The organism is Klebsiella sp. 7-CIP_Kleb., assembly GCF_050378655.1.
In the GTDB taxonomy this organism is placed as follows: Bacteria; Pseudomonadota; Gammaproteobacteria; order Enterobacterales; family Enterobacteriaceae; genus Klebsiella; species Klebsiella quasipneumoniae.
This window is the reverse complement of record NZ_JBNRLJ010000001.1, coordinates 453,636-477,499: the sequence shown is the minus strand read 5'-3', so window position 1 is coordinate 477,499 and position 23,864 is coordinate 453,636. Positions and strand designations below refer to the sequence as shown.

Here is a 23,864-nt window from a genome sequence, read left to right as displayed (position 1 = left end):
CTGCCGGGAACGTCTCAGCGATTTTGAGGCCGCCAGCACCGGCAGTTTCAGCAACAATGGTGAATAAATTAACGGCAGGTCGCACGAACCGTAGGCCGGGAACGTAGGCCGGGTAAGGCGCAGCCGTCACCCGGCGAAATCAAGGATACCGTGCCTGATATCTTGCCCGGCGGCGCTGCGCTTGCGCGGGCCTACGGGGTGTGAGCCTGTGAGTGGATCCTGTAGGCCGGATAAGGCGTAGCCGCCATCCGGCATAAAGGCTGGAACCGGGGCCGATAAATATGACCCGGAGTCGGCACGAGCGCCTCGTCCGGGCTACTGGTAAGGATGAATGATAAACGCCGTCAGCGTCGGGAGCGCACCACCTGGTAACGGCGGGTGAAATACTCCACCGGCGCGCTCCAGACGTGAACCAGACGGGTGAACGGGAAGATCAGGAAGATGGTCATCCCCAGCACCAGGTGTACGCGGTAAATCCACGCCACGCCGTCCAGATGCGCCGAGGCGCCGCCGTGGAAGGTGACCACCGCCTGCGCCCAGTCCACCAGCTTGAGCATTTCGCTGCCGTCCGGATGCTGGGCGGAGAAGGGGATCGTCGTCAGCCCCAGCGCGCACTGAATCAGCAAAATGCACAGGATCAGAATATCAGCCGTGGTGGAGGTGGCGCGAATGCGCGGGTTGGTCAGGCGGCGCGCCAGCAGGCCGATGCCGCCCACCAGGGTGAGCGCCCCGCACACGCCGCCGAGGATCATCGCCATCAGCTGCTTCTGCGACATCGGCAGGAACCACGAGTAGACCCAGTGCGGGGTCAGCATGCCAAAGAGATGGCCGAAAAAAATGCCGAGAATGCCGATATGAAACAAGTTCGACCATAGCACCATCCCGCGTTTATCCAGCATCTGGCTGGATGACGCGCGCCAGGTATACTGCCCATAGTCGTAGCGTAGCCAGCTGCCGAGCAGAAACACGGCGCCGCAAAGGTAAGGGTAGATATCGTAAAAGAAGACGTTCAGATACTGGATCATTTCGGGCCTCCGGCGCGGATGTCGACGTACAGCGGCGCCACATCCTGGCTAAAGCGTCGTTGATAAGCTTGCATAGGCGAGCTGTCGCAAGCGGTCGCATTATCTTCAATAAACTTCACCTGCTCTTCTTCCCACACTTCGTCCAGCGCCTGAGAGGTATCGTCGCGCTTTTCTCCCGCCACCTGTTTGGTGACACTGTCACTGGTGAGCGGGCTTTTTGCCAGCGCCAGCAGGGCGTCAAACAGTTGATAATACGAGCATTCTCGTTGCTTCAGGCGGCCGCCGATCAGCGCCAGAATCGGCGCGATATTCTGCAGCCCTTCGCGGGCGTCGGCGAGGGGTAAAATACTGAGATACTCCAGATACAGCGGCAGATAGTCGGGCAGTTCACGGCAATCGATCAGCAGACCTGCCTGCTGATACTGATTCATCAGGTCCACCATCGCCTGGCCACGGTCGCGGGACTCAGCATGCACATGTTCAAACAGCAGCAGCGAGGTGGCGCGCCCTCGCTCGAACACCTCGCACCAGTCGGCCTGGCGATCCAACAGCGGCGCCGCCAGCAGCTCCCCGACAAAGGGCGTCAGGGAAGGGATATCGGCGCTGACCAGCGCCAGGGCTTCGTCGCGGTTCTCCCACAGCACCTCGTCGGGATACTCCAGCAGCAGACCGAGCACTTTCAGGATCCGCATCACTCTCCCTCCCCATGCTTACGCACGCCGCTGACGTCGATGGCGTCAATCCGCCGGCTGTTAAACAGGTTGAATTTCGTATCTGACCCGTGGCAGCCGTCGCCGAAGGTAAAGCCGCAGCCGTTGCGTTCCGGGAAGGCATCCTCCGCCAGTTCGCGATGGCTGGTGGGGATCACGAAGCGGTCTTCGTAGTTGGCGATCGCCAGATAGCGATACATCTCTTCGACCTGCTCAACGCTGAGTCCCACCTCTTCAATTGCCCGGGTATCGGTCACGCCCTCAACGGTTTGCGAGCGCTTGTAGTGGCGCATCGCCATCATCCGTTTCAGCGCGCGCAATACCGGTCCGGTATCCCCGGCGCTCAACAGGTTCGCCAGGTACTGGACCGGAATGCGCAGGCTCTCCACCGCCGGCAGGATGGCGCCGTTGTTGGGCAGGCCGCCGGCGTCGGCAACCGACTGGATCGGCGACAGGGGCGGCACATACCAGACCATCGGCAGGGTGCGATACTCCGGATGCAGCGGCAGGGCCAGCTTCCAGTCCATCGCCAGCTTATAGACCGGCGATTTCTGCGCCGCCTCAATGACATTGTGGGGGATGCCTTGTTTTAACGCTTCCTCGATGACCGCCGGATCGTTTGGATTAAGGAATACCTCGCACTGGCGCTCATAGAGGTCGGTTTCATGCTCGGCGCTGGCAGCCTCTTCGATACGGTCGGCGTCATACAGCAAGACGCCGAGATAGCGGATGCGCCCGACGCAGGTTTCGGAGCACACCGTTGGCTGCCCGGACTCAATGCGCGGATAGCAGAAGATGCATTTTTCCGACTTACCGCTCTTCCAGTTAAAGTAGATTTTTTTATATGGACAGCCGCTGATGCACATCCGCCAGCCGCGGCATTTGTCCTGGTCTATCAGCACGATGCCATCTTCCTCACGCTTGTAGATGGCGCCGCTCGGGCAGGTGGCCACGCAGCTCGGGTTGAGGCAGTGCTCGCACAGGCGCGGGAGGTACATCATAAAGGTGTTTTCGAACTGGCCGTACATCTCTTTCTGCATGGCTTCGAAGTTACGGTCGCGGGCGCGTTTCTCGAACTCACCGCCGAGCAGTTCCTCCCAGTTCGGGCCCCAGTCAATTTTATCCATCCGCTCGCCGCTGATCAGCGAGCGTGGGCGGGCGGTAGGCAGATATTTTCCCTCCGGCGCGTTGTGCAGGTGCTGGTAATCGTAGGTGAAGGGTTCGTAGTAATCGTCAATCGCCGGCAGCACCGGGTTGGCGAATATCTTCGACAGCACGCTAACCCGATTGCCGAGGCGGGGCGTCAGTTTACCGCTGATGCCGCGGATCCAGCCGCCTTGCCACTTCTCCTGGTCTTCCCAGTTTTTTGGGTAGCCAATGCCCGGTTTGGTTTCCACATTATTGAACCACGCGTACTCCATGCCCTCCCGGCTGCTCCAGACGTTTTTACAGGTGACCGAGCAGGTGTGACAGCCGATGCATTTGTCCAGATTCAGCACCATTCCAACCTGAGAACGGATTTTCATTTTTTCGCCTCCTGTACCTGATCGCGACCTTCGTCATCCAGCCAGGCAATATTTTTCATTTTGCGGATCATGATGAACTCGTCGCGGTTGGAGCCGACGGTGCCGTAGTAGTTAAAGCCATAGGCCAGCTGGGCGTAGCCGCCGATCATGTGCGTCGGCTTCGGGCAGACGCGGGTAACGGAGTTGTGAATGCCGCCGCGGCGGCCGGTCACTTCCGAACCCGGGATATTCATAATCCGCTCCTGAGCGTGATACATCATGGTCATCCCCGGCGGCACGCGCTGGCTCACCACCGCCCGGGCGGTGAGGGCGCCGTTGGCGTTGAACGCTTCAATCCAGTCGTTATCTTCAATGCCCAGCTCTCTGGCGTCAGTTTCACTGAGCCAGACGATCGGCCCGCCGCGCGACAGCGTCAGCATCAGCAGGTTTTCGCTGTATGTGGAGTGGATCCCCCATTTCTGGTGCGGGGTCAGGAAGTTCAGCGCTTTCTCCGGAAAACCGTTCGGCGGCACGGCCTTCATCTGGCTGACGCTGCGGGTATCAATGGGCGGGCGATAAGCCACCAGGCTTTCGCCGAAAGCCCGCATCCACGGATGGTCCTGATACAGCTGTTGCCGCCCGGAGAGGGTGCGCCACGGGATCAGTTCGTGCACATTGGTATAACCGGCGTTGTAGGAGACGTGCTCGCTTTCCAGTCCGGACCACGTTGGGCTGGAGATGATCTTGCGCGGCTGCGCCTGAATATCGCGGAAGCGGATCTTCTCATCCTCTTTATTCAGCGCCAGATGAGTGTGGTCGCGACCGGTAAATTCTCCCAGCGCCTGCCAGGCTTTCACCGCCACCTGGCCGTTGGTTTCCGGCGCGAGGCTGAGAATAACTTCTGAGGCGTCAATGGCGCTGTCGATCCGCGGCCGGCCTTTGGCCGGACCGTCCTGCTTGAGGTAGTTAAGCTTGCCGAGGAAATCGACTTCGCTTTGCGTATTCCACGAGATGCCTTTTCCGCCGTTGCCAAGCTTATCGAGCAGCGGCCCGAGAGAGGTGAAGCGTTCCCAGGTGGCGGGATAGTCGCGCTCCACCAGGGCAATCGACGGAGCGGTTTTCCCGGGGATCAGATCGCATTCGCCCTTGCGCCAGTCAAGCACCTCGAACGGCTGCGCCAGCTCAGCCGGAGAGTCATGCTGCAGCGGGACCAGCACCACGTCGGTCTCTTTCCCGAGATGGCCGACGCAGACCTGCGAGAAGGATTTGGCGATATCTTTGTAAATCTCCCAGTCGCTCTTTGCCTCCCACGCCGGGTCGACGGCGGCGGAAAGCGGGTGGATAAACGGATGCATATCCGAGGTGTTCATATCGTCTTTTTCGTACCAGGTGGCGGTCGGTAGAACAATATCGGAAAAGAGACAGGTACTGGACATGCGGAAATCCAGCGTCACCAGTAGGTCGAGTTTGCCCTCGATAGCCGCCGTCTGCCACTCGACTTCCTCAGGTTTCACCTCATCGCTGGCGCCCAGTTCATCCTCCTGAATACCGCTGTCGGTCCCGAGCAGGTATTTCAACATGTACTCATGCCCCTTACCGGACGATCCCAGCAGGTTAGAGCGCCAGATAAACAGGTTCCGCGGATGGTTTTTGCCGCTGTCCGGCTGCTCGGCGGCAAAGCGGATCTCGCCGGATTTTAGCGACCGCACCGTGAACGCCGAGGGCGATAGCCCGGCGGCCTCGGCCTGCTGCTTGATGGCCAGCGGGTTGACGTTGAGCTGTGGCGCAGAAGGCAACCAGCCCATCCGTTCCGCGCGGACGTTGAAGTCGATAAGGCTGCCGCTAAATTTGCTGGCGTCGGCCAGCGGCGACAACAGCTCCTGCGCGGTCAGTTTTTCATAGCGCCACTGGCTGGCGTGATTGTAGAAATAGGAGGTGCTGTTCATTTGCCGCGGCGGGCGGTTCCAGTCCAGCGCGAACGCCAGCGGCAGCCAGCCGGTCTGTGGGCGCAGCTTCTCCTGGCCGACATAGTGCGACCAGCCGCCGCCGCTCTGGCCGACGCAGCCGCAGAACACCAGCAGGTTAATCATCCCCCGGTAGTTCATATCCATGTGGTACCAGTGGTTTACCCCGGCGCCGAGGATAATCATCGAACGGCCATGGGTTTTATGCGCCGTATCGGCGAACTCGCGGGCGATTTGTTCGATATGCTGGCGCGGCACGCCGGTGATCTGCTCCGCCCACGCCGGGGTATAGGCTTTAACCTCGGCGAAATCTTTCGCCGCATTGACATCATCAAGCCCTCGGTCCAGGCCGTAGTTAGCCAGAATCAGGTCATATACGCTGACCACCAGGCCGCTTTCGCCACTGGCCAGCGTCAGCTGTTTCACCGGGAGCGGATGAAGGGTTACCGGTGCCTGCGGCACGCTGCGGAAATGCGGGTTTTCATTGCCGCCGAAGTAGGGGAAGGCGACTGACGCCACGCTGTCGCGAATATCCAGCAGAGACAGCGTGAGCTCCACCGTTTTGCCGTCAGCCAGCGGTTCGAGGTTCCATTTCCCTTTTTCGCCCCAGCGAAAGCCGATGGAACCGTTTGGCGCCACCAGTTCGCCGTCGGCGGTGCAGGCGACGGTTTTCCATTCCGGGTTATTCGTTTCGCCCAGTCCATCCAGCAGGTCGGAGGCGCGCAGCATGCGGCCTGGCACATAGCTGCCATCGTCGCGCGGCTCAAGCATCACCAGCATCGGCATGTCGGTATAGGTGCGGCAGTAGTTAAGAAAGTAATCGCTCGGGTTATCAAGGTGGAAGGTTTTGAGGATCACGTGGCCCATGGCCATCGCCAGCGCGCTGTCGGTACCTTGCTTCGGCGCCAGCCAGTGGTCGCACAGTTTGGCCACTTCCGAATAGTCCGGAGTGATGGCGATGGTTTTGGTGCCTTTGTAGCGCACTTCGGTGAAGAAGTGGGCATCCGGGGTCCGGGTCTGCGGCACGTTGGAGCCCCAGGCGATAATGTAGCTGGCGTTGTACCAGTCGGCGGATTCCGGCACGTCGGTCTGCTCGCCCCAGGTCATCGGCGAGGCGGGGGGCAGGTCGCAGTACCAGTCATAGAAGCTAAGGCAGGTGCCGCCGATAAGGGATAAATAGCGGGTACCCGCGGCGTAGGAGACCATCGACATCGCCGGGATCGGCGAGAACCCGGCGACGCGGTCCGGACCGTAGTGTTTGATGGTCCAGACGTTGGCGGAGGCGATAAGCTGATTCAGCTCTTTCCAGCTGGAGCGGACAAAGCCGCCTTTGCCGCGCGCCGCTTTATAGCTGGAGGTTTTGGCCGGATCCTGCATGATGCTATCCCAGGCCTGCACCGGGTCGGGAAACTGCGCCAGTGCTTCGCGCCACAACGCAATCAGCCGTTTACGCGCCAGCGGGTACTTCAGACGGTTGGCGCTATAGAGATACCAGGAGTAGCTGGCGCCTCGCGGGCAGCCGCGTGGTTCATGGTTCGGCAGATCCGGGCGGGTACGCGGATAATCGGTCTGCTGGGTTTCCCAGGTCACCAGACCGTTTTTGACATAAATTTTCCAGCTGCAGGAGCCGGTGCAATTCACGCCGTGGGTGGAGCGGACAATTTTGTCGAACTGCCAGCGTTGACGGTAGCTGTCTTCCCAGTCACGGTTGTTGTTGTAGACCTGACCGTGGCCGTTGGCAAAGGTCTCGCCTTTCTGCTTAAAGTAGCGAAAGCGATCCAGTAGTTTACTCATGACATTTCTCCTGCTCCGATGATGTCCGGCATCGTGCCACCCGGCCGGATGAGCGAACGAACGCGTAGGCCGGATAAGGCGTAAGCCGCCATCCGGCAGATAAATCGTTATGGTTAAGCGGGTTTACGTCGGCCGTAGACCAGCCAGGTCACCAATACGCAAACCACGTAAAAAACGAAGAAGACCTTCATCGCCCCGACCGGCGAACCGGTCATCGCCAGCGAGGTGCCGAAGGCTTTCGGGATAAAGAAGCCGCCGATGGCGCCAATTGCCGAGATAAAGCCCAGCGCGGCAGCGGTATCGGTTACGGCTTCGTGCTGCGCTTCTTCTTCGCTGCCGCCGCGCTGCCTCACGCTGTCGATGGTGAGCTGACGGAAGATGACGGCGATCATCTGGAAGGTGGAGCCGCTGCCGAGTCCGGCGGTTAAAAACAGCCCCATAAACACCACGTAGAAGGCGAGGAAGCTGCCGGATCCGCTGCCCGGCAGGGTGAGGAACAGCAGACCGGTAAAGAGCGCCATCAGCACGAAATTGACCAGCGTCACCCGCACACCGCCCAGACGGTCGGAGATGATCCCGCCGAATGAGCGCGCCAGCGCGCCAATAAACGGTCCAAAGAAAGCCAGCTTGAGAATGTCGACCGCAGGAAACTGGGTTTTCGCCAGCATGGCGAAGCCGGCGGAGAAGCCGATAAATGAGCCGAAAGTCGCCAGATAGAGCAGGCTCAACAGCCACATATGCGGGCGCTTGAGTACGGGAAGCTGATCGCGAATCGAGGCCTTCGAACTGGCGATATCATTCATACCGAACCAGGCGGCAGCGGTGGCAAGCAGCAGGAGGGGTACCCAGACGAGCGCCGCATTACTCAGGGCCATGGTCGAGCCATCGGGCTGGGTGACGCCATGGACGCCGAGGAAGGTGAAGATCGGCAGAAAGATCACCGCCGGGGCGACCATCTGCATCACGCTGACCCCGAGATTGCCCAAGCCGCCGTTGACCCCCAGCGCGCTGCCCTGTTTGGCTTTGGGAAAAAAGAAACTGATATTTCCCATACTGGAAGCAAAATTAGCCCCGGCAAAACCGCACAGCAGCGCAATAACAATAAATACCCAGAATGGAGTAGCGCTATTCTGGATCGCCACGCCTAACCAAATACAAGGCACAATTAGGATCACTGTACTTAATACGGTCCAGTAGCGCCCGCCGAAGAGGGGTACCATAAAGGAGTAGGGGACCCGTAATATCGCGCCGGAAAGTGAAGGAAGTGCGGTTAATAAAAAAAGCTGGTCGGTAGTGAAATGAAAACCGACCTTATTAAGGTTGACCGCCACGGCGCTGAATAACATCCATACGCAGAAAGCAAGTAGTAAGCAGATGACTGATATCCAGAGGTTTCTTCTCGCAATGGCCTGACCCTTGTATTCCCAGAAGGCCTTATTTTCTGGCCGCCAGCTTTTCAAAAGGTAATGATTATCTTTCTCATTTTGTACCGACATATTGCCCTCTAATTGCCCGGAATGGAGTAAATAAATAAGGTCAACAGCTGAATACAAGGTGACGGTGAATAACCCTTAATTGGCGTTATCTAAAAAGCGTAGATAAAAAAAACGTGCTGTCGGAGAGCACGTGGAGAGCGTAGCGGGATTAATTGTTACTAAATGTAAAATTTAACTAAAATAACTCCAGCGTAATCATCTTATTGACGTAACGGCTAAACGCCGTCTCGTCCAGGGTTTGGGTGCCGAGGGCGTAAATTCCGTCGAGGCCGCACACCAGGGCGATAAAACGCCAGGCGATATCCCCCGGCGGCTCGCTCGAGTGAAACTCTCCGCAGGCGAGACCCTGTTCCACGATCGCCACGGTCTCGGCATGCCACATGGTCATGGTCAGCAGGTAGGCCGCTTTGATGTACGGGTCGCTGTCGGCCAGAACCTGGCCTTCCCGCCACAGGCGGATATAGGGTTCCAGCCGGCCATCCTCGCTGCCGATCATCGAGAATAACCGCTCGCGCCAGCTGGCGTCCTCGGCCACCAGCGGCATGTCGAGCATCTCGCGGATAAGACGGATGAACACCTGGGACTTCAGCTCGCCGATGGAGGCGAAGTGGTGGTGCAGTTGCCCGGCGGCCACCTGCGCTTCGCGGGCGATCTGCCGCACGGTCATGGCGCTGAAGCCGCCGCGCAGCGCCAGGCGCATGGCGGCCTGCATAATCCCTTCCCGTCGCTCATCCCGCTGTAAATAGTGCATAGAACCCCGCTGATATCTGGCTTTGGCCGAGTGTAACAAAAAGTTGGACATGCGTTCAACAATCCGGCAGGATCGCCATCCTGGACGTGTGTCCAAGTTCTAACATTGAGGTACAAGCTATGTCACGGCAATGGATGACGCTGATGGCGATTTTGCTGGTTTATATTCCGGTGGCGATTGACGCCACGGTGTTGCATGTGGCCGCGCCGACCCTCAGCGTCGCGCTGGGCAGCAGCGGCAATGAGCTGCTGTGGATCATTGATATCTATTCATTGGTGATGGCCGGGATGGTGCTGCCGATGGGCGCCCTTGGCGATAAAATCGGCTTTAAACGTCTGCTGCTGCTCGGCAGCGCTATTTTTGGCGTCGCCTCGCTGTGCGCCGCACTGTCGCCGACGGCTCTGACGCTGATTGCCTCCCGTGCCCTGCTGGCGGTGGGGGCGGCGATGATCGTCCCGGCGACGCTGGCCGGGATCCGCAGCACCTTTGCCGAGGCCAGCCAGCGCAATATGGCGCTGGGGCTGTGGGCGGCGGTGGGCTCCGGCGGCGCGGCCTTTGGCCCGCTGGTGGGCGGCATGCTGTTGGAGCATTTCTACTGGGGATCGGTGTTCCTGATCAACGTGCCGATTGTGCTGGTGGTTATCGCCATTAACGCCAAAGTGGTGCCGCGTCAGCCCGCGCGTCGCGACCAGCCGCTGAACCTGCTGCAGGCGCTCATTTTGATTGCGGCGATCCTGATGCTGGTGTTTAGCGCCAAATCGGCCCTGAAGGGCCAGCTGGCGCTGTGGCTCACCGCGCTGGTGGCGATCGGCGGGGCGGCGATGCTCACCTGGTTTATCCGCAAACAGCTGTCGGCGGTCCGGCCGATGGTGGATATGCGACTGTTCACTCATCGCATTATTTTAAGCGGGGTGATGATGGCGATGACCGCCCTGATTACCCTGGTGGGTTTTGAGCTGTTGATGGCTCAGGAGCTGCAGTTTGTGCATCAGAAAACGCCGTTCGAGGCGGGGATGTTTATGCTGCCGGTGATGGTGGCCAGCGGCTTTAGCGGGCCGATTGCCGGGATGCTGGTGTCGAAGCTCGGGCTGCGCGAGGTGGCGACCGGCGGGATGTTGCTCAGCGCCTTCAGCTTTCTGGGCCTGGCGCTGACCGATTTCAGCACTCAGCAATGGTTGGCCTGGGGGCTGATGACGCTGCTCGGCTTTAGCGTCGCCAGCGCGCTGCTGGCCTCCAGCTCCGCCATTATGGCGGCGGCGCCGAAGGAGAAAGCGGCGGCGGCCGGGGCGATCGAAACCATGGCCTATGAGCTGGGCGCTGGCCTCGGCATTGCCCTGTTCGGCCTGATCCTGACCCGCAGCTACAGCGCCACTATTGTGCTACCGTCCGGGCTGAATGAGACCATGGCGCAGCGGGCGTCGTCATCGATCGGCGAGGCGGTCAGCCTGACCCAGGCGCTACCCGCCGGGGTGGCGGAGGCGCTGATGGCGGCGGCGAAGGCGGCCTTTACCCAGGCGCACAGTCTGGTGCTGGCGACAGCGGGGGTCATGCTTCTGCTGCTGGCCGCCGGGATCTGGCGCAGCCTCGCCACGGTGACGAAGCCGCAGACGGCGCTATAGCTGTAGCGACAGGTCCATCGCCGCGCGGCGTAGCGGGGCGAGGGCTTTCTCTTTTAACGCCGCGGCGCTGACCGTCGCGGCCGGCACCCCGACATTCAGCGCGGCCACCACCTGGCCATGACGCGACAGCACCGGCACCGCCAGCGAGCACAGGCCCACCTCTATCTGCCGGTCGGCGAGGGCATAGCCCTGCATGCGCACCCGATCAATCTCCGCGCGTAGCCCGGCCATATCGCACAGGGTGTGTGGGGTGTAGCGAATGAGCACGGCACGTGACAGTGTCACCTCCAGCTGCTCTTCCGGCAGCGCGCTGAGCAATACCCGACCCATCGACGTCGCCCACGCCGGCAGGCGACTGCCGCGTCCGATATCGACGCTCAATAAATTATTCACCGCCGCGCGGGCAATATAGAGCACGTTATCCCCGTCGAGTGTCGCCGCCGAACAGGATTCGCCGAGGGCTTTGCCGAGGCTGTCCAGCGCCGTCTGCGCCACTTTCGCCAGCGGGGTGCCGGCGAGATAGGCATGGCCCACCGCCAGCACCCGGGGGAGCAGCTCATAATGGCGGCCATCCGGGCTATGGACCATGCCCAGCGCGGCGAGGGTATACAGACAGCGGCGTACCGCCGCGCGGGAAATTTGCGTTTTCTGGCTTAACTGGGAAATGGTCAGCCGCTGACGCTGTGGGGTGAAGGCGTTAAGCACCTCCAGACCGCGGGCCAGAGACAGCATAAAGTTGGGATCGTGCTCGGCCTGCCTGGCGCTCAGCGTATTGGGGATATTGTCGCTCATCGCATCCTTCTCCGTTGCAGCGTAAAGCTCACGGCAGATCACTATACCTTGCGCAAAATGGGGCGCGCTGAATTGTGCCGGTTTTACCACCACGATCACATTAATAACCGTCTTTTAACAAACGCGTCGATAATCGCACAACATTTCGATTATCGCCGTTGACCATCCGCCAGGCCGAACCCTATTGTCAATGGCATAGCCCTCCCCGTTATGGATGTGGGTACAAAAAGTTATACATCTCATCAGGAAGCGAAAATGACTGCCACCGTAGAACGTATTGAGAGCTGGATTGTGGATGTCCCAACCATCCGGCCACATAAATTGTCGATGACCACCATGGGATGTCAGACGCTGGTGATCGTGCGCCTTACCCGCTCCGACGGCATCTGCGGCATTGGCGAGGCCACCACCATCGGCGGCTTGAGCTATGGCGTCGAGAGCCCGGAGACTATCTCGTCGGCGATAACGCATTACCTGACGCCGCTGCTGCTGGGGCAACCGGCTGATAACCTGAATGCGCTGACCGCCCGCATGAACAGCGCCATTAAAGGCAACACTTTTGCCAGGTCCGCCATTGAAACCGCGCTGCTGGATGCCCAGGGCAAAGCGCTGGGGCTGCCGGTGTCGGCGCTGCTCGGCGGCGCGCTGCAAACGGCGTTGCCGGTGCTGTGGACGTTAGCCAGCGGCGATACCGCGAAAGATATTGCCGAAGGGGAAAAACTGTTAGCCGAGCGGCGCCATCAGGCTTTCAAGCTGAAAATTGGCGCACGCGAATTAGCGACCGACCTGCGCCATACTCGCGCCATTGTGGAGGCGCTAGGGGATCGCGCCAGCATCCGCGTCGACGTCAATCAGGCCTGGGACGCCGCAACCGGCGCGAAAGGCTGCCGCGAGCTGGCGGCGATGGGCGTCGACCTCATCGAACAGCCGGTCAGCGCCCACGACAACGCGGCGCTGGTGCGGTTAAGCCAGCATATTGAAACCGCGATCCTCGCCGACGAAGCGGTGGCCACCGCTTACGATGGCTATCAACTGGCGCAGCAGGGCTTTACTGGCGCTTACGCGCTGAAAATCGCCAAGGCCGGCGGACCGAACAGCGTACTGGCGCTGGCCCGCGTCGCCCAGGCGGCGGGTATTGGCCTGTATGGCGGCACCATGCTGGAGGGGACCGTCGGGACTGTCGCCTCGCTACACGCCTGGTCGACGCTGCCGCTGCAGTGGGGCACCGAAATGTTCGGCCCGCTGTTGCTGAAAGACGATATCGTCAGCGTACCGCTCTCCTTTGCCGACGGCGAGGTGGTGCTCCCGCAAATCCCGGGTCTTGGCGTCGAGCTGGATGAAGACAAACTGCGTTTTTACACCCGCGAGGCGTAGCGGGAAACAGGAGAAACAGATGCTATTTAAAGTGGATATGACCGTGAATATACCGCTCGGCTTTCCCGTCGCCGAAGCGGAGGAAATAAAACAACGCGAAAAAGCCTATTCGCAACAATTACAGCGGGAAGGCAAATGGCGACATATCTGGCGCGTCGCCGGTCTTTACGCCAATGTCAGTATTTTCGATGTCAAAGATACCGAAGAGTTACATCAAATATTAATGGGATTGCCGCTGTATCCTTTTATGGATATTCGCGTCGAGGCGCTGTGCCGCCATCCCTCGTCTGTTCGTGACGATGATAGCTAATAATAACACCTGACCTCATGCCGGGGTGACCCGGTAAATACCCTACAACGATAAGAGAGAATAATAATGAGTAATGCTTTCGTACAACAAGAAGCCGTGCAGAAATTATTACGTGAAGGGGCGGGTTTACATGTCCCTGGCGGAAACGAACGTTTTAAAGCCATTATTCACCGTCTGCTGGAGAATATCTGTACGCTGATCGACGACTATAACATCACCGAAGAAGAGTTCTGGCATGCGGTGAACTATCTGCATGCGCTGGGTGGTCGTCAGGAGGCGGCGCTGCTGGCGGCAGGGCTGGGTCTGGAGCATTTCCTCGACCTGCGTCAGGATGCCATTGACGCAGCGGCGCGCCGGGAAACCGGCACCCCGCGCACCATCGAAGGGCCGCTGTATTTGGCCAATGCGCCGCTGGCCGAAGGTCACGCCCGGATGGATGATGGCGCCGACCCAGGGGAAGTGATGTGGCTGCATGGCCAGGTCAAAGATACGGAGGGCCGGCCGGTGGCCAACGCCATCGTCGATATCTGGCACGCCAATACCCTCGGCAATTACTCCTTCTTCGACCCGAGCCAGAGCGAATACAACCTGCGCCGTCGGATCCGTACCGGCGCCGATGGCCGCTATAGCGTGCGCAGCATCCTGCCTTCCGGCTACGGCTGTCCGCCGGATGGACCAACGCAGAAATTGCTGGATCAGTTAGGCCGCCACGGCAACCGTCCGGCGCATATTCACTTCTTCGTCTCCGCGCCGGGGCATAAACATCTCACCAGCCAGATCAACCTCAGCGGCGATAAATACCTGTGGGATGATTTTGCCTTCGCCACCCGCGACGGTCTGATTGCCGACCCGATTAAAGTGACGGACCGCGAGACTATCGCGCAGCGCGACCTTGAGGGAGAGCACACTGAGGTCTGTTTTGATTTCACCCTGTGTAAAGCGCTCAGCGCCGACGAAGAGCAGCGCGGCGCCCGCCTGCGCGCCAAAGCGTAATCTGCTGTAACGGCCCCGGGCACGCGGTTGCCCGGGCCAGACATTGCACCTGAAAGCTAACAATTCACCCGGTTTATTTCATCCTGAATACTGCAGGAGGGACTGACTCATGCAAAAAACGCTATCAGCGCTTAAAGACAAAATTAACAACGCCTTAATTGTCGATCGTGAAAATCATATTTACCGCTGCCATCGGTCGATATTTACCGACCCGCAGCTGTTTGAATTTGAAATGAAGCATATCTTCGAAGGTAACTGGGTATTTCTCGCCCATGAAAGCCAAATTGCCGAACCGGGTGATTATTATACCCTGACGCTGGGGCGTCAGCCGGTGATTATTACCCGCGATAAAAAGCATGAGCTGCATGCGTTAATTAACAGCTGCGCTCATCGCGGCGCCATGTTATGTCGAAGGAAAACCGGGAATAAAAACTCTTTTACCTGTCCGTTTCACGGCTGGACCTTCAGCAATAACGGCAAATTATTAAAAGCCAAAGATGAAAGCACCGGCGCTTATCCTGACACCTTCAAACAGGAAGGATCTCACGACCTGCAAAAGCTGCCGCGTTTTCAGTCCTATCGCGGTTTTTTATTCGGCAGCCTCAATGCCGACGTGCAGCCGCTGGAAGCCTATCTCGGGGAAACTTGTAAAATCATCGATCTGATCGTCGACCAGGCGCCGGAGGGGCTGGAAGTGCTCAAGGGTTCGTCGAGCTACGTTTACGAAGGCAACTGGAAGCTGGGCGCGGAGAACGGCGCTGATGGCTACCATGTCAGCGTGGTGCACTGGAACTACGCCTCCACCATGTCGCGACGCAACTATGAAGCGCAAGGCACCCATGCGGTGGACGCCAACGGCTGGTCAAAAAGCCTCGGCGGCGGCTACGGATTTGATAACGGCCATATGCTGCTGTGGACCCGGGCGCTGAATCCGGAGGTGCGCCCGGTGTATGCCCATCGCGAGCGTCTGCAGGCGGAATTCGGCGAACGGCGCGCCGACCAGATGGTCAACGAAACCCGCAACCTGTGCCTGTATCCCAACGTCTACCTGATGGATCAGTTTTCTACCCAGATCCGCGTAATCCGCCCGATTGCGGTCGACAAAACCGAAGTCACTATCTGGTGCTTTGCCCCGAAGGGGGAATCCGACCAGGCGCGGGCCCTGCGTATCCGCCAGTATGAAGATTTCTTTAACGTTAGCGGGATGGGCACCCCGGACGATCTCGAAGAGTTCAGCGCCTGTCAGCGCGGCTATCTCGGTGAAAATCTGGCGTGGAGCGATCTCAGCCGCGGCGCGCTGCGCTGGGTCGATGGTCCGGATGAGCATGCGCAGCACGCCGGATTTAATCCGCGCTTAAGCGGCGTGAAATCGGAGGACGAGGCGCTGTACATCGCCCATCACCATCACTGGCAGACGCTGATGCTCGCGGCGATTGAACAAGAGCAGCAGCGCTATGACCAGTCGATCACCCAGCGTGTGGAGGTGGCCTGATGCTGAACCTCGAACAGGTACGCCAGTTTCTCTATCACGAAGCCCGTCTGCTGGATGACCGTCAGTGGGATGAATGGCTCAGCTGCTACAGCCCGCAGGTGATCTACTGGATGCCGGCGTGGGGCGACGACGATCAGCTGACGCGCGACCCGCAAAAAGAGATTTCGCTTATCTACTATCCCAACCGGGAAGGGCTGGAGGATCGCGTCTACCGCATTAAAACCGAGCGCTCCGGGGCCAGCACGCCGGAGCCGCGGACCACCCATATCATCAGCAACGTCGAACTGCTGGGGGAGAGCGACGAGGGGCTGGAGGTGCGTTACAGCTGGGTGACCTGGAGCCACCGCTATCAGCACACCGATGCCTTTTTCGGCGCCACCTGCTGCACGCTGACCGAGCAGGACGGCCGGCCGCAGATCGTGCGCAAAACCGTGCGCCTGAATAACGACTATATCCGTCAGGTGATTGACGTTTACCACATTTAAGAGGCGCCTATGACCTTCACTATTGCTCTTAATTTTGAGGACGGTATCACCCGCTTTATTCAATGCCATGCCGGAGAGAAAGTCCTGGATGCTGCCTATCGGCAGAAGGTGAATCTGCCGATGGACTGCTCGGACGGCGTGTGCGGCACCTGCAAATGCCACTGCGCCAGCGGGGAATACGATCTCGGCGAGGAGTATCTCGACGAGGCGTTAAGCGATGAGGAAGCGCAGGCCCGCCAGGTGCTGACCTGCCAGATGGTGCCGACCAGCGACTGCGTTGTCGATGTGCCGGTGGCCGCCGCGCAGTGTAAAACCGCCCTGACGAACACCGGGGCGCAGGTGCGACAGGTGAATTGTCTGTCCGATACCGCCATCGAGCTGGTGGTCGCCCTCGATGAGCCGCTGGACTTCCTGGCGGGGCAGTACGTCAACATTCAGGTGCCAGGCACGCCGCACGTTCGCGCCTATTCCTTCAGCTCACGGCCAGGCTCGGCAGAAGGGCGTTTCCTGATCCGTAACGTGCCCGGCGGCATGATGAGCCAGTGGTTAACCCTGCAGGCGCGGCCCGGCGATCGTCTTACCCTCAGCGGCCCGATGGGCAGCTTCTATCTGCGCCACGGCGAACGTCCGCTGCTGATGCTGGCCGGCGGTACCGGGCTGGCGCCGCTGCTCTCCATGCTCGAGACCTTGCAGGCGCAGAACGCCGCGCGCCCGGTGACCCTGATGTATGGCGTCACGCGCGACGCGGATCTGGTGAAGACCGAGGCGCTGGAGGCATTCCGTCAGCAGTTAAACCACTTTCGCTGGCTACCGGTAGTGGCGGAGGAAAACAGTCCTTGCCCGCAGCGCGGCTTCGTCACCGATCATCTTGACGACGCCATGCTGAATAATGGCGAGGTCGATATCTACCTTTGCGGACCGCCGCCGATGGTCAACGCGGTCGCCACGGCGCTGCGTGAGCGAGGGATCACCCCGGCGGGCTTCTGGTACGAGAAATTTATCGCCAGCCAGAGCGCGGCGGCATAAGGAGGCAGTATGCGTTTTAGCGATAAAGTGGTCGCCATCACCGGCGCGGCCCAGGGCATTGGCCGACAAACCGCGGAGCAGGCGGCTGCGGAAGGCGCGGCTCTGCTGCTCATCGATCGTTCGCCCAGGGTGCATGAGCTGGCGGCGACGCTGGATCAGTCCGGCAGTCAGGTGCTGGCGCTGGAGGCGGACCTGGAACAGTGGCCGAGCGCCGAGCAGGCGTTTGCCGACGGGGTGGCGCATTTTGGCCGCATCGATGTGTTAATCAATAACGTCGGGGGGACCATCTGGGCGCGGCCGTTTGCCGAATACCAACCGGAGCAGATTGAGAAAGAGATCCGCCGCTCGCTGTTTCCTACCCTGTGGGGCTGCCGCGCGGCGCTACCGTGGATGCTGAAGCAGGGCAAAGGCTGCATCGTCAATATCTCGTCGGTGGCGACAGCAGGGGTCAACCGGGTGCCTTACTCGGCGGCGAAAGGCGGCGTCAATGCGCTGACCCGGTCGATTGCCATGGAGTACAGTGGCAGCGGCATCCGCATCAATGCCGTCGCGCCGGGCGGGACGGAGGCGCCGCCGCGCCTGACGCCGCGTAACGACGAGCAGCCCAGTGAGCAGGAGAAGGCGTGGTATCAGCAGGTGGTCGATCAGACGGTGGCCAGCAGTCTGATGCACCGCTACGGCACGCTGGCGGAACAGGCAAACGCGATCCTGTTTCTCGCCAGCGATGAGGCCAGCTATATCACCGGCGTCACCCTCCCGGTGGCGGGCGGCGATCTCGGCTAACGGCGGGTTGCATACCAGCAGAGCAGGGAGCCGAGACACACCATCCCGGCCCCCTGCCAGAACGACCATGATAGCGCGGCGCTAAGCAGGATCGCCGCCAGCGCGGAGGAGAGCACCGGGGTGAAGTAGGAGGCCGCCGCCAGCAGGCTGACGTTGCCGTGGAGGATCCCCACGTTCCACGCGGCGTAGGCCAGACCGAGCGCCACCGCTACCGTCAGCAGCTTGATGCTGACCGGCCAGCTGAAGACCATCGGCGGCTGCGGCGTGGCGAGAAACTTCAGCCATAGCGTCAGCGCGGTTAACAGGACGAACAGGGTAATGGCATTTTTGCCGCCGGCATATTTGGCCGTCACCGTGCAGTAGGCCGCCCAGATAAAGGCGCCGACAAAGGCCAGCAGATAGCTGAGCGGACTGGAGATGACGTTGCTGATAATCTCCTCCAGCTGCAGGCCGTGCTCACCCCCCAACACCCAGCCGACGCCAAGCAGGGCGAGAAGCAAACCGGGGATCACCAGCCAGCTGCTTTTCTGACCATTAAACAGGATGGCGAACAGGATGGTCAGGCTGGGCCACAGATAATTGACCATCCCCACCTCAATGGCCTGTTGACGGCTGGCGGCATAGCCCAGGGACAGCGCGAGGCAGATTTCATAGCTGACAAACAGCACGCTGCCGGCCAGCAGATAGCGGCGCGGGATCTGGCGCAGGTTAGGGAAACCGACGGTAAAAATCAGCAGCAGGCCGCTGAGGCTGTAAATCATCGCCGCGCCGCCGACCGGTCCCAGTCCTTCGCTGACGCCGCGAATCAATCCGACCATCGTGCTCCATAAAATAATGGCGGCGAAGCCGATAGTCGTGGCTCTCTTTTTCTCCATGCTTATCCTGAGGGTTACGCGAATGCAGCCGGCATATATATCATCTTTTGACCGCCGCGGGGTGAAATTTTCCGCCATGGGTAACCCCTGGGGATTAGTGAAAACGGCCGCGGCTGGCGATTAAGGGGGAGTGGGTTTTGCTCCTTGATTTGACGCAAATTTTCCCGGGATTTTACTGTTAGTTTCCTCCGCGCGATGAATCAACATCCTGCATGGAGGAATGCAATGGACGTCAGCCGCAGAAAGTTCTTTAAGATCTGCGCAGGCGGTATGGCCGGAACCACAGCTGCCGCCCTGGGCTTTGCCCCCAAAATGGCGCTGGCTCAGGCACGCAACTACAAATTGCTGCGTGCGAAAGAGATCCGCAACACCTGCACTTACTGCTCCGTTGGCTGCGGGCTATTAATGTATAGCCTCGGCGACGGCGCGAAAAACGCTAAAGAAGCGATTTACCATATCGAAGGAGATCCGGACCATCCGGTGAGCCGCGGCGCGCTATGTCCGAAAGGCGCCGGCCTGCTGGACTATGTCCACAGTGATAACCGCCTGCGCTACCCGGAGTACCGCGCCCCGGGATCCGATAAATGGCAGCGACTCTCCTGGGATGAAGCCTTCAGCCGCATTGCCCGGCTGATGAAAGCCGACCGCGACGCCAATTTTATGGAAAAGAACGAGCAGGGCGCGACGGTTAACCGCTGGCTTTCCACCGGTATGCTGTGCGCCTCGGCGGCGAGTAATGAGACCGGCATGCTGACGCAAAAATTTGTGCGATCGCTCGGCATGCTGGCGGTAGACAACCAGGCGCGCGTCTGACACGGACCAACGGTAGCAAGTCTTGCTCCAACATTTGGTCGCGGTGCGATGACTAACCACTGGGTGGATATCAAAAACGCGAACGTCGTGGTGGTGATGGGCGGTAACGCCGCGGAAGCCCACCCGGTGGGATTCCGCTGGGCGATGGAGGCGAAGAACAACAACGACGCCACGCTTATCGTCGTCGACCCGCGCTTTACGCGCACTGCGTCGGTGGCCGATATCTATGCGCCGATTCGCTCCGGTACCGATATTACCTTCCTGTCGGGGGTGCTGCTGTACCTGATCGAACATAACAAAATCAATGCCGAGTACGTGAAGCACTACACCAACGCCAGCCTGCTGGTGCGGGATGATTTTGCCTTCGAAGAGGGGCTGTTCAGCGGCTATGATGCGGACAAACGCCAGTATGATAAATCGTCCTGGAACTACCAGTTCGATGAAAACGGCTACGCTAAACGCGATGAGACGCTAAGCCATCCGCGCTGCGTGTGGAATCTGCTGAAGCAGCACGTTTCCCGTTACACGCCAGAGGTGGTCGAAAACATCTGCGGTACGCCGAAAGCGGACTTCCTCAAGGTGTGCGATGTGCTGGCCTCAACCAGCGCCGCCGATCGCACCACCACCTTCCTGTATGCCCTGGGCTGGACGCAGCACACCGTCGGCGCGCAGAACATTCGCACCATGGCGATGATCCAATTGCTGCTCGGCAATATGGGCATGGCCGGCGGTGGCGTGAATGCCCTGCGCGGTCACTCTAATATTCAGGGGCTGACCGACCTTGGCCTGCTGTCTACCAGCCTGCCAGGCTACCTGACCCTGCCTTCTGAAAAGCAGCCGGATCTGCAGACGTACCTGGCGGCCAACACGCCAAAAGCGACCCTACCGGACCAGGTGAACTACTGGAGCAACTACCCGAAATTCTTTGTCAGCCTGATGAAATCCTTCTACGGCGAGGCGGCGCAAAAAGAGAACGACTGGGGCTTTGAGTGGTTACCAAAGTGGGACCAGGCTTACGACGTTATCAAATACTTCAACATGATGGATAACGGCAAAGTCACTGGCTATATCTGCCAGGGCTTTAACCCGGTCGCGTCCTTCCCGGACAAAAACAAAGTGGTTCGCAGCCTGAGCAAGCTGAAGTATATGGTGGTTATCGATCCGCTGGTCACCGAAACTTCCACTTTCTGGCAGAACCACGGCGAGTCTAATGACGTCGACCCGTCGACGATTCAGACGGAAGTCTTCCGCCTGCCATCGACCTGCTTTGCCGAAGAGGACGGTTCGATCGCCAACTCCGGCCGCTGGCTGCAGTGGCACTGGAAAGGTCAGGATGCCCCAGGTGAAGCACGTAACGACGGCGAGATCCTGGCCGGGATTTACCATCGCCTGCGCGAACTGTACCGCACCGAAGGCGGGAAGGGTGCGGAACCCCTGCTGAAGATGAGCTGGCGCTATAAGCAGCCGGACCATCCGGAATCGGAAGAAGTCGCGAAAGAGAACAACGGCTACGCGCTGGCGGATCTTTATGACGCCAACGGCACCCTGGTGGCGAAAAAAGGCCAGCTGCTGAACAGCTTCGCGCTGCTGCGTGACGACGGGACGACGGCGTCTTCCTGTTGGATCTATGCCGGCAGCTGGACGGAGCAGGGCAACCAGATGGCGAATCGCGATAATGCCGACCCTTCGGGTCTGGGCAATACGCTGGGCTGGGCCTGGGCGTGGCCGCTTAATCGCCGGGTGCTCTATAACCGCGCTTCGGCCGATATCAACGGCAAGCCGTGGGATGCGAAGCGGATGCTGATCCAGTGGAACGGCAGCAAGTGGGTCGGGAATGATATTCCGGACTTCAATACCGCGCCGCCGGGGAGTAACACCGGGCCATTTATCATGCAGCAGGAGGGGCTGGGTCGCCTGTTCGCGCTGGATAAGCTGGCGGAAGGACCGTTCCCGGAACACTACGAGCCGATGGAAACCCCGCTTGGCACTAACCCGCTGCACCCGAAGGTGGTCTCCAGCCCGGTGGTGCGTTTGTATGAAGAGGACGCCATCCGCTTAGGTAAGAAGGATAAGTTCCCGTATGTCGGGACCACCTATCGTCTGACCGAGCATTTCCATACCTGGACCAAGCATGCGCTGCTCAATTCCATCGCGCAGCCGGAACAGTTTGTCGAAATTAGCGAAGGGCTGGCAAAAGCGAAAGGGATTGCCAACGGCGACCGGGTTAAAGTCAGCAGCCAGCGCGGCTTTATTCGCGCGGTAGCGGTGGTGACGCGTCGCCTGCAAACGCTCAACGTCAACGGCCAGCAGGTGGAGACCGTCGGGATCCCGCTGCACTGGGGTTTTGAAGGCGTGGCTCGCAAAGGCTATATCGCTAACACCCTGACGCCGAACGTTGGCGATTCCAACTCGCAAACGCCGGAATATAAGGCGTTTCTGGTCAACATCGAGAAAGCGTAAGGAGCGATTCAATGGCGATGGAAACACAAGACATTATTAAACGCTCCGCGACCAACCCGATCACCCCCGCGCCGCGCGCGCGGGACCATAAGGCGGAAGTCGCCAAGCTTATCGATGTCTCCTCCTGCGTGGGCTGTAAAGCCTGCCAGGTGGCCTGCTCCGAGTGGAATGACATCCGCGATGACGTGGGGCACTGCGTCGGGGTGTACGATAACCCGGCGGATCTTAGCGCCAAATCCTGGACGGTAATGCGCTTTAGCGAGACCGAACAGAACGGCAAGCTGGAGTGGCTTATCCGCAAGGATGGTTGTATGCACTGCGCAGAGCCGGGGTGTCTGAAGGCCTGCCCATCCGCCGGGGCGATTATTCAGTACGCCAATGGCATCGTCGATTTCCAGCAGGAAAACTGCATCGGCTGCGGCTACTGCATTGCTGGCTGTCCCTTTAACGTACCGCGTCTCAATAAAGAGGATAACCGGGTCTATAAATGCACCCTGTGCGTGGACCGGGTCAGCGTCGGTCAGGAACCGGCGTGCGTGAAAACCTGTCCTACCGGCGCGATCCACTTCGGTACGAAGAAAGAGATGCTGGAGGTGGCCGAGGAGCGGGTGGCTAAGCTGAAAAAACGCGGTTATGCCAGGGCCGGGATTTACAACCCGCAGGGCGTCGGAGGCACCCACGTGATGTACGTCCTGCATCATGCCGACCAGCCCGAGCTGTATCACAAGCTGCCGAAGGAACCGCAGATCGATACCAGTATCAATCTGTGGAAGGGGGCGCTGAAGCCGCTGTCGGCGGCGGGCTTTATCGCCACCTTTGCCGGGCTTATCTATCACTACATCGGTATCGGGCCGAACAAGGAAGTTGACGACGACGAGGAGGAGCATGATGAGTAAATCGAAGATGATAGTGCGCACGACCTTTATCGATCGCGCCTGTCACTGGACGGTGGTAATCGCTTTCTTCCTCGTGGCGCTGTCGGGAATATCGTTTTTCTTCCCGACGCTGCAGTGGCTGACGGAAACCTTCGGCACGCCGCAGATGGGGCGTATCCTGCACCCGTTCTTTGGGGTGCTGATTTTTGTCGCCCTGATGTTTATGTTCGTGCGTTTTGTCCACCACAACATCCCGGATAAACAGGATATTCCGTGGCTGAAAGGTATCGTCGAGGTGCTGAAAGGCAACGAGCATAAGGTGGCGCGGGTCGGTAAATATAACGCCGGGCAGAAGATGATGTTCTGGACCATCATGAGCATGATTTTCGTGCTGCTGGTGACCGGGGTGATTATCTGGCGGCCCTGGTTTGCCCAATATTTCCCGATTCCGGTGATTCGCTATAGCCTGCTGATACACGCCACTTCGGCCATTATTCTGATCCACGCCATCCTTATCCATATGTATATGGCGTTCTGGGTGAAGGGGTCGATTAAGGGGATGATTGAAGGCAAAGTCAGCCGCCGCTGGGCGAAGAAACACCACCCGCGCTGGTATCGCGATGTCGAACGCCTTGAAGCGATGAAAGAGAGTCGCGAAGGGATGAAGTAAGCCTTCACGGCGCGAAACCCGCTCCGGAGATGTCGGAGCGGGTTCCCGGCAG

At 59.5% G+C, this 23,864-nt stretch carries 19 protein-coding genes; 11 read left to right on the top strand and 8 right to left on the bottom strand.

What is annotated here, in order from left to right; all coding sequences use genetic code 11:
* Positions 1–344: 344 nt before the first annotated feature.
* The 6 genes from narI to ACQUTI_RS02295 form a co-directional block, all read right to left on the bottom strand.
* Positions 345–1,025: a respiratory nitrate reductase subunit gamma gene (gene narI / locus ACQUTI_RS02320; RefSeq protein WP_049092370.1), complete on the bottom strand. Its 681-nt coding sequence runs from the start codon at positions 1,023–1,025 to the stop codon at positions 345–347.
* Positions 1,022–1,717 (bottom strand): nitrate reductase molybdenum cofactor assembly chaperone, encoded by a 696-nt coding sequence (gene narW / locus ACQUTI_RS02315; protein WP_049092371.1) that lies wholly within the window; start codon positions 1,715–1,717, stop codon positions 1,022–1,024. Before narW ends, narI begins: the two co-directional genes overlap by 4 nt.
* Positions 1,717–3,261, bottom strand: coding sequence for a nitrate reductase subunit beta (narH, locus tag ACQUTI_RS02310; protein ID WP_087770997.1), 1,545 nt, complete (start codon positions 3,259–3,261; stop codon positions 1,717–1,719). Before narH ends, narW begins: the two co-directional genes overlap by 1 nt.
* Positions 3,258–6,998: a nitrate reductase subunit alpha gene (locus tag ACQUTI_RS02305; RefSeq protein WP_254465543.1), complete on the bottom strand. Its 3,741-nt coding sequence runs from the start codon at positions 6,996–6,998 to the stop codon at positions 3,258–3,260. Before ACQUTI_RS02305 ends, narH begins: the two co-directional genes overlap by 4 nt.
* A 113-nt stretch (positions 6,999–7,111) precedes the next feature.
* Complete coding sequence (narU, locus tag ACQUTI_RS02300; protein ID WP_200785113.1) at positions 7,112–8,494, bottom strand: nitrate/nitrite transporter NarU; 1,383 nt, start codon at positions 8,492–8,494, stop codon at positions 7,112–7,114.
* Positions 8,495–8,669: 175 nt separating this feature from the next.
* Positions 8,670–9,245 carry a TetR family transcriptional regulator gene (locus ACQUTI_RS02295; protein ID WP_048295819.1) on the bottom strand — a complete coding sequence of 192 codons (576 nt, stop codon included), beginning with the start codon at positions 9,243–9,245 and terminating at the stop codon, positions 8,670–8,672.
* 119 nt (positions 9,246–9,364) lie between these two features.
* On the opposite strand from ACQUTI_RS02295, the gene kmrA reads away from it, so the two are divergent.
* A complete protein-coding gene (gene kmrA / locus ACQUTI_RS02290; protein WP_004202702.1) occupies positions 9,365–10,864 on the top strand; it encodes an efflux MFS transporter KmrA in 1,500 nt (499 codons plus the stop codon).
* On the opposite strand, the gene ACQUTI_RS02285 is transcribed toward kmrA, so the two are convergent.
* Entirely contained in the window at positions 10,859–11,749 is an 891-nt protein-coding gene (locus tag ACQUTI_RS02285; protein WP_072140467.1) for an IclR family transcriptional regulator domain-containing protein, read from the bottom strand. The genes kmrA and ACQUTI_RS02285 overlap by 6 nt on opposite strands.
* Positions 11,750–11,866: 117 nt before the next feature.
* Here ACQUTI_RS02285 and ACQUTI_RS02280 point away from each other — a divergent pair, with 117 nt between their 5' ends.
* From ACQUTI_RS02280 to benD, 7 genes are all read left to right on the top strand, one after another.
* Entirely contained in the window at positions 11,867–13,030 is a 1,164-nt protein-coding gene (locus ACQUTI_RS02280; protein WP_200785114.1) for a muconate cycloisomerase family protein, read from the top strand.
* 19 nt (positions 13,031–13,049) lie between these two features.
* Entirely contained in the window at positions 13,050–13,340 is a 291-nt protein-coding gene (gene catC, locus ACQUTI_RS02275; protein WP_004202698.1) for a muconolactone Delta-isomerase, read from the top strand.
* A 66-nt stretch (positions 13,341–13,406) separates the two neighbouring features.
* Complete coding sequence (gene catA, locus ACQUTI_RS02270) at positions 13,407–14,333, top strand: catechol 1,2-dioxygenase (RefSeq protein ID WP_122542929.1); 927 nt, start codon at positions 13,407–13,409, stop codon at positions 14,331–14,333.
* A 109-nt stretch (positions 14,334–14,442) separates the two neighbouring features.
* Positions 14,443–15,825, top strand: coding sequence for a Rieske 2Fe-2S domain-containing protein (locus ACQUTI_RS02265; protein WP_062914239.1), 1,383 nt, complete (start codon positions 14,443–14,445; stop codon positions 15,823–15,825).
* Entirely contained in the window at positions 15,825–16,310 is a 486-nt protein-coding gene (gene benB / locus ACQUTI_RS02260) for a benzoate 1,2-dioxygenase small subunit (protein ID WP_004202692.1), read from the top strand. The genes ACQUTI_RS02265 and benB overlap by 1 nt, the downstream gene beginning before the upstream one ends.
* A 9-nt stretch (positions 16,311–16,319) precedes the next feature.
* The gene (benC, locus tag ACQUTI_RS02255) at positions 16,320–17,336 is read left to right on the top strand and encodes a benzoate 1,2-dioxygenase electron transfer component BenC (RefSeq protein ID WP_004202691.1); all 1,017 of its coding nucleotides are present in this window, start codon (positions 16,320–16,322) and stop codon (positions 17,334–17,336) included.
* Positions 17,337–17,345: 9 nt separating this feature from the next.
* Entirely contained in the window at positions 17,346–18,119 is a 774-nt protein-coding gene (gene benD / locus ACQUTI_RS02250; protein ID WP_096833371.1) for a benzoate diol dehydrogenase BenD, read from the top strand.
* Here benD and yddG read toward each other — a convergent pair.
* Complete coding sequence (yddG, locus tag ACQUTI_RS02245) at positions 18,116–18,994, bottom strand: aromatic amino acid DMT transporter YddG (protein WP_004202687.1); 879 nt, start codon at positions 18,992–18,994, stop codon at positions 18,116–18,118. The genes benD and yddG overlap by 4 nt on opposite strands.
* A 225-nt stretch (positions 18,995–19,219) precedes the next feature.
* Here yddG and fdnG point away from each other — a divergent pair, with 225 nt between their 5' ends.
* Genes fdnG through fdnI form a run of 3 tightly spaced genes read left to right on the top strand, consistent with a single transcriptional unit; the run spans position 19,220 to position 23,812 of the window.
* On the top strand, positions 19,220–22,267 hold the full coding sequence (gene fdnG / locus ACQUTI_RS02240; protein ID WP_085956532.1) for a formate dehydrogenase-N subunit alpha: 3,048 nt from the start codon (positions 19,220–19,222) through the stop codon (positions 22,265–22,267).
* A gap of 11 nt (positions 22,268–22,278) precedes the next feature.
* Positions 22,279–23,163, top strand: a complete 885-nt coding sequence (gene fdxH, locus ACQUTI_RS02235; protein WP_023318367.1) for a formate dehydrogenase subunit beta — start codon at positions 22,279–22,281, stop codon at positions 23,161–23,163.
* On the top strand, positions 23,156–23,812 hold the full coding sequence (fdnI, locus tag ACQUTI_RS02230) for a formate dehydrogenase-N subunit gamma (protein ID WP_023318366.1): 657 nt from the start codon (positions 23,156–23,158) through the stop codon (positions 23,810–23,812). The genes fdxH and fdnI overlap by 8 nt, the downstream gene beginning before the upstream one ends.
* The last annotated feature ends 52 nt before the right edge of the window (positions 23,813–23,864 follow it).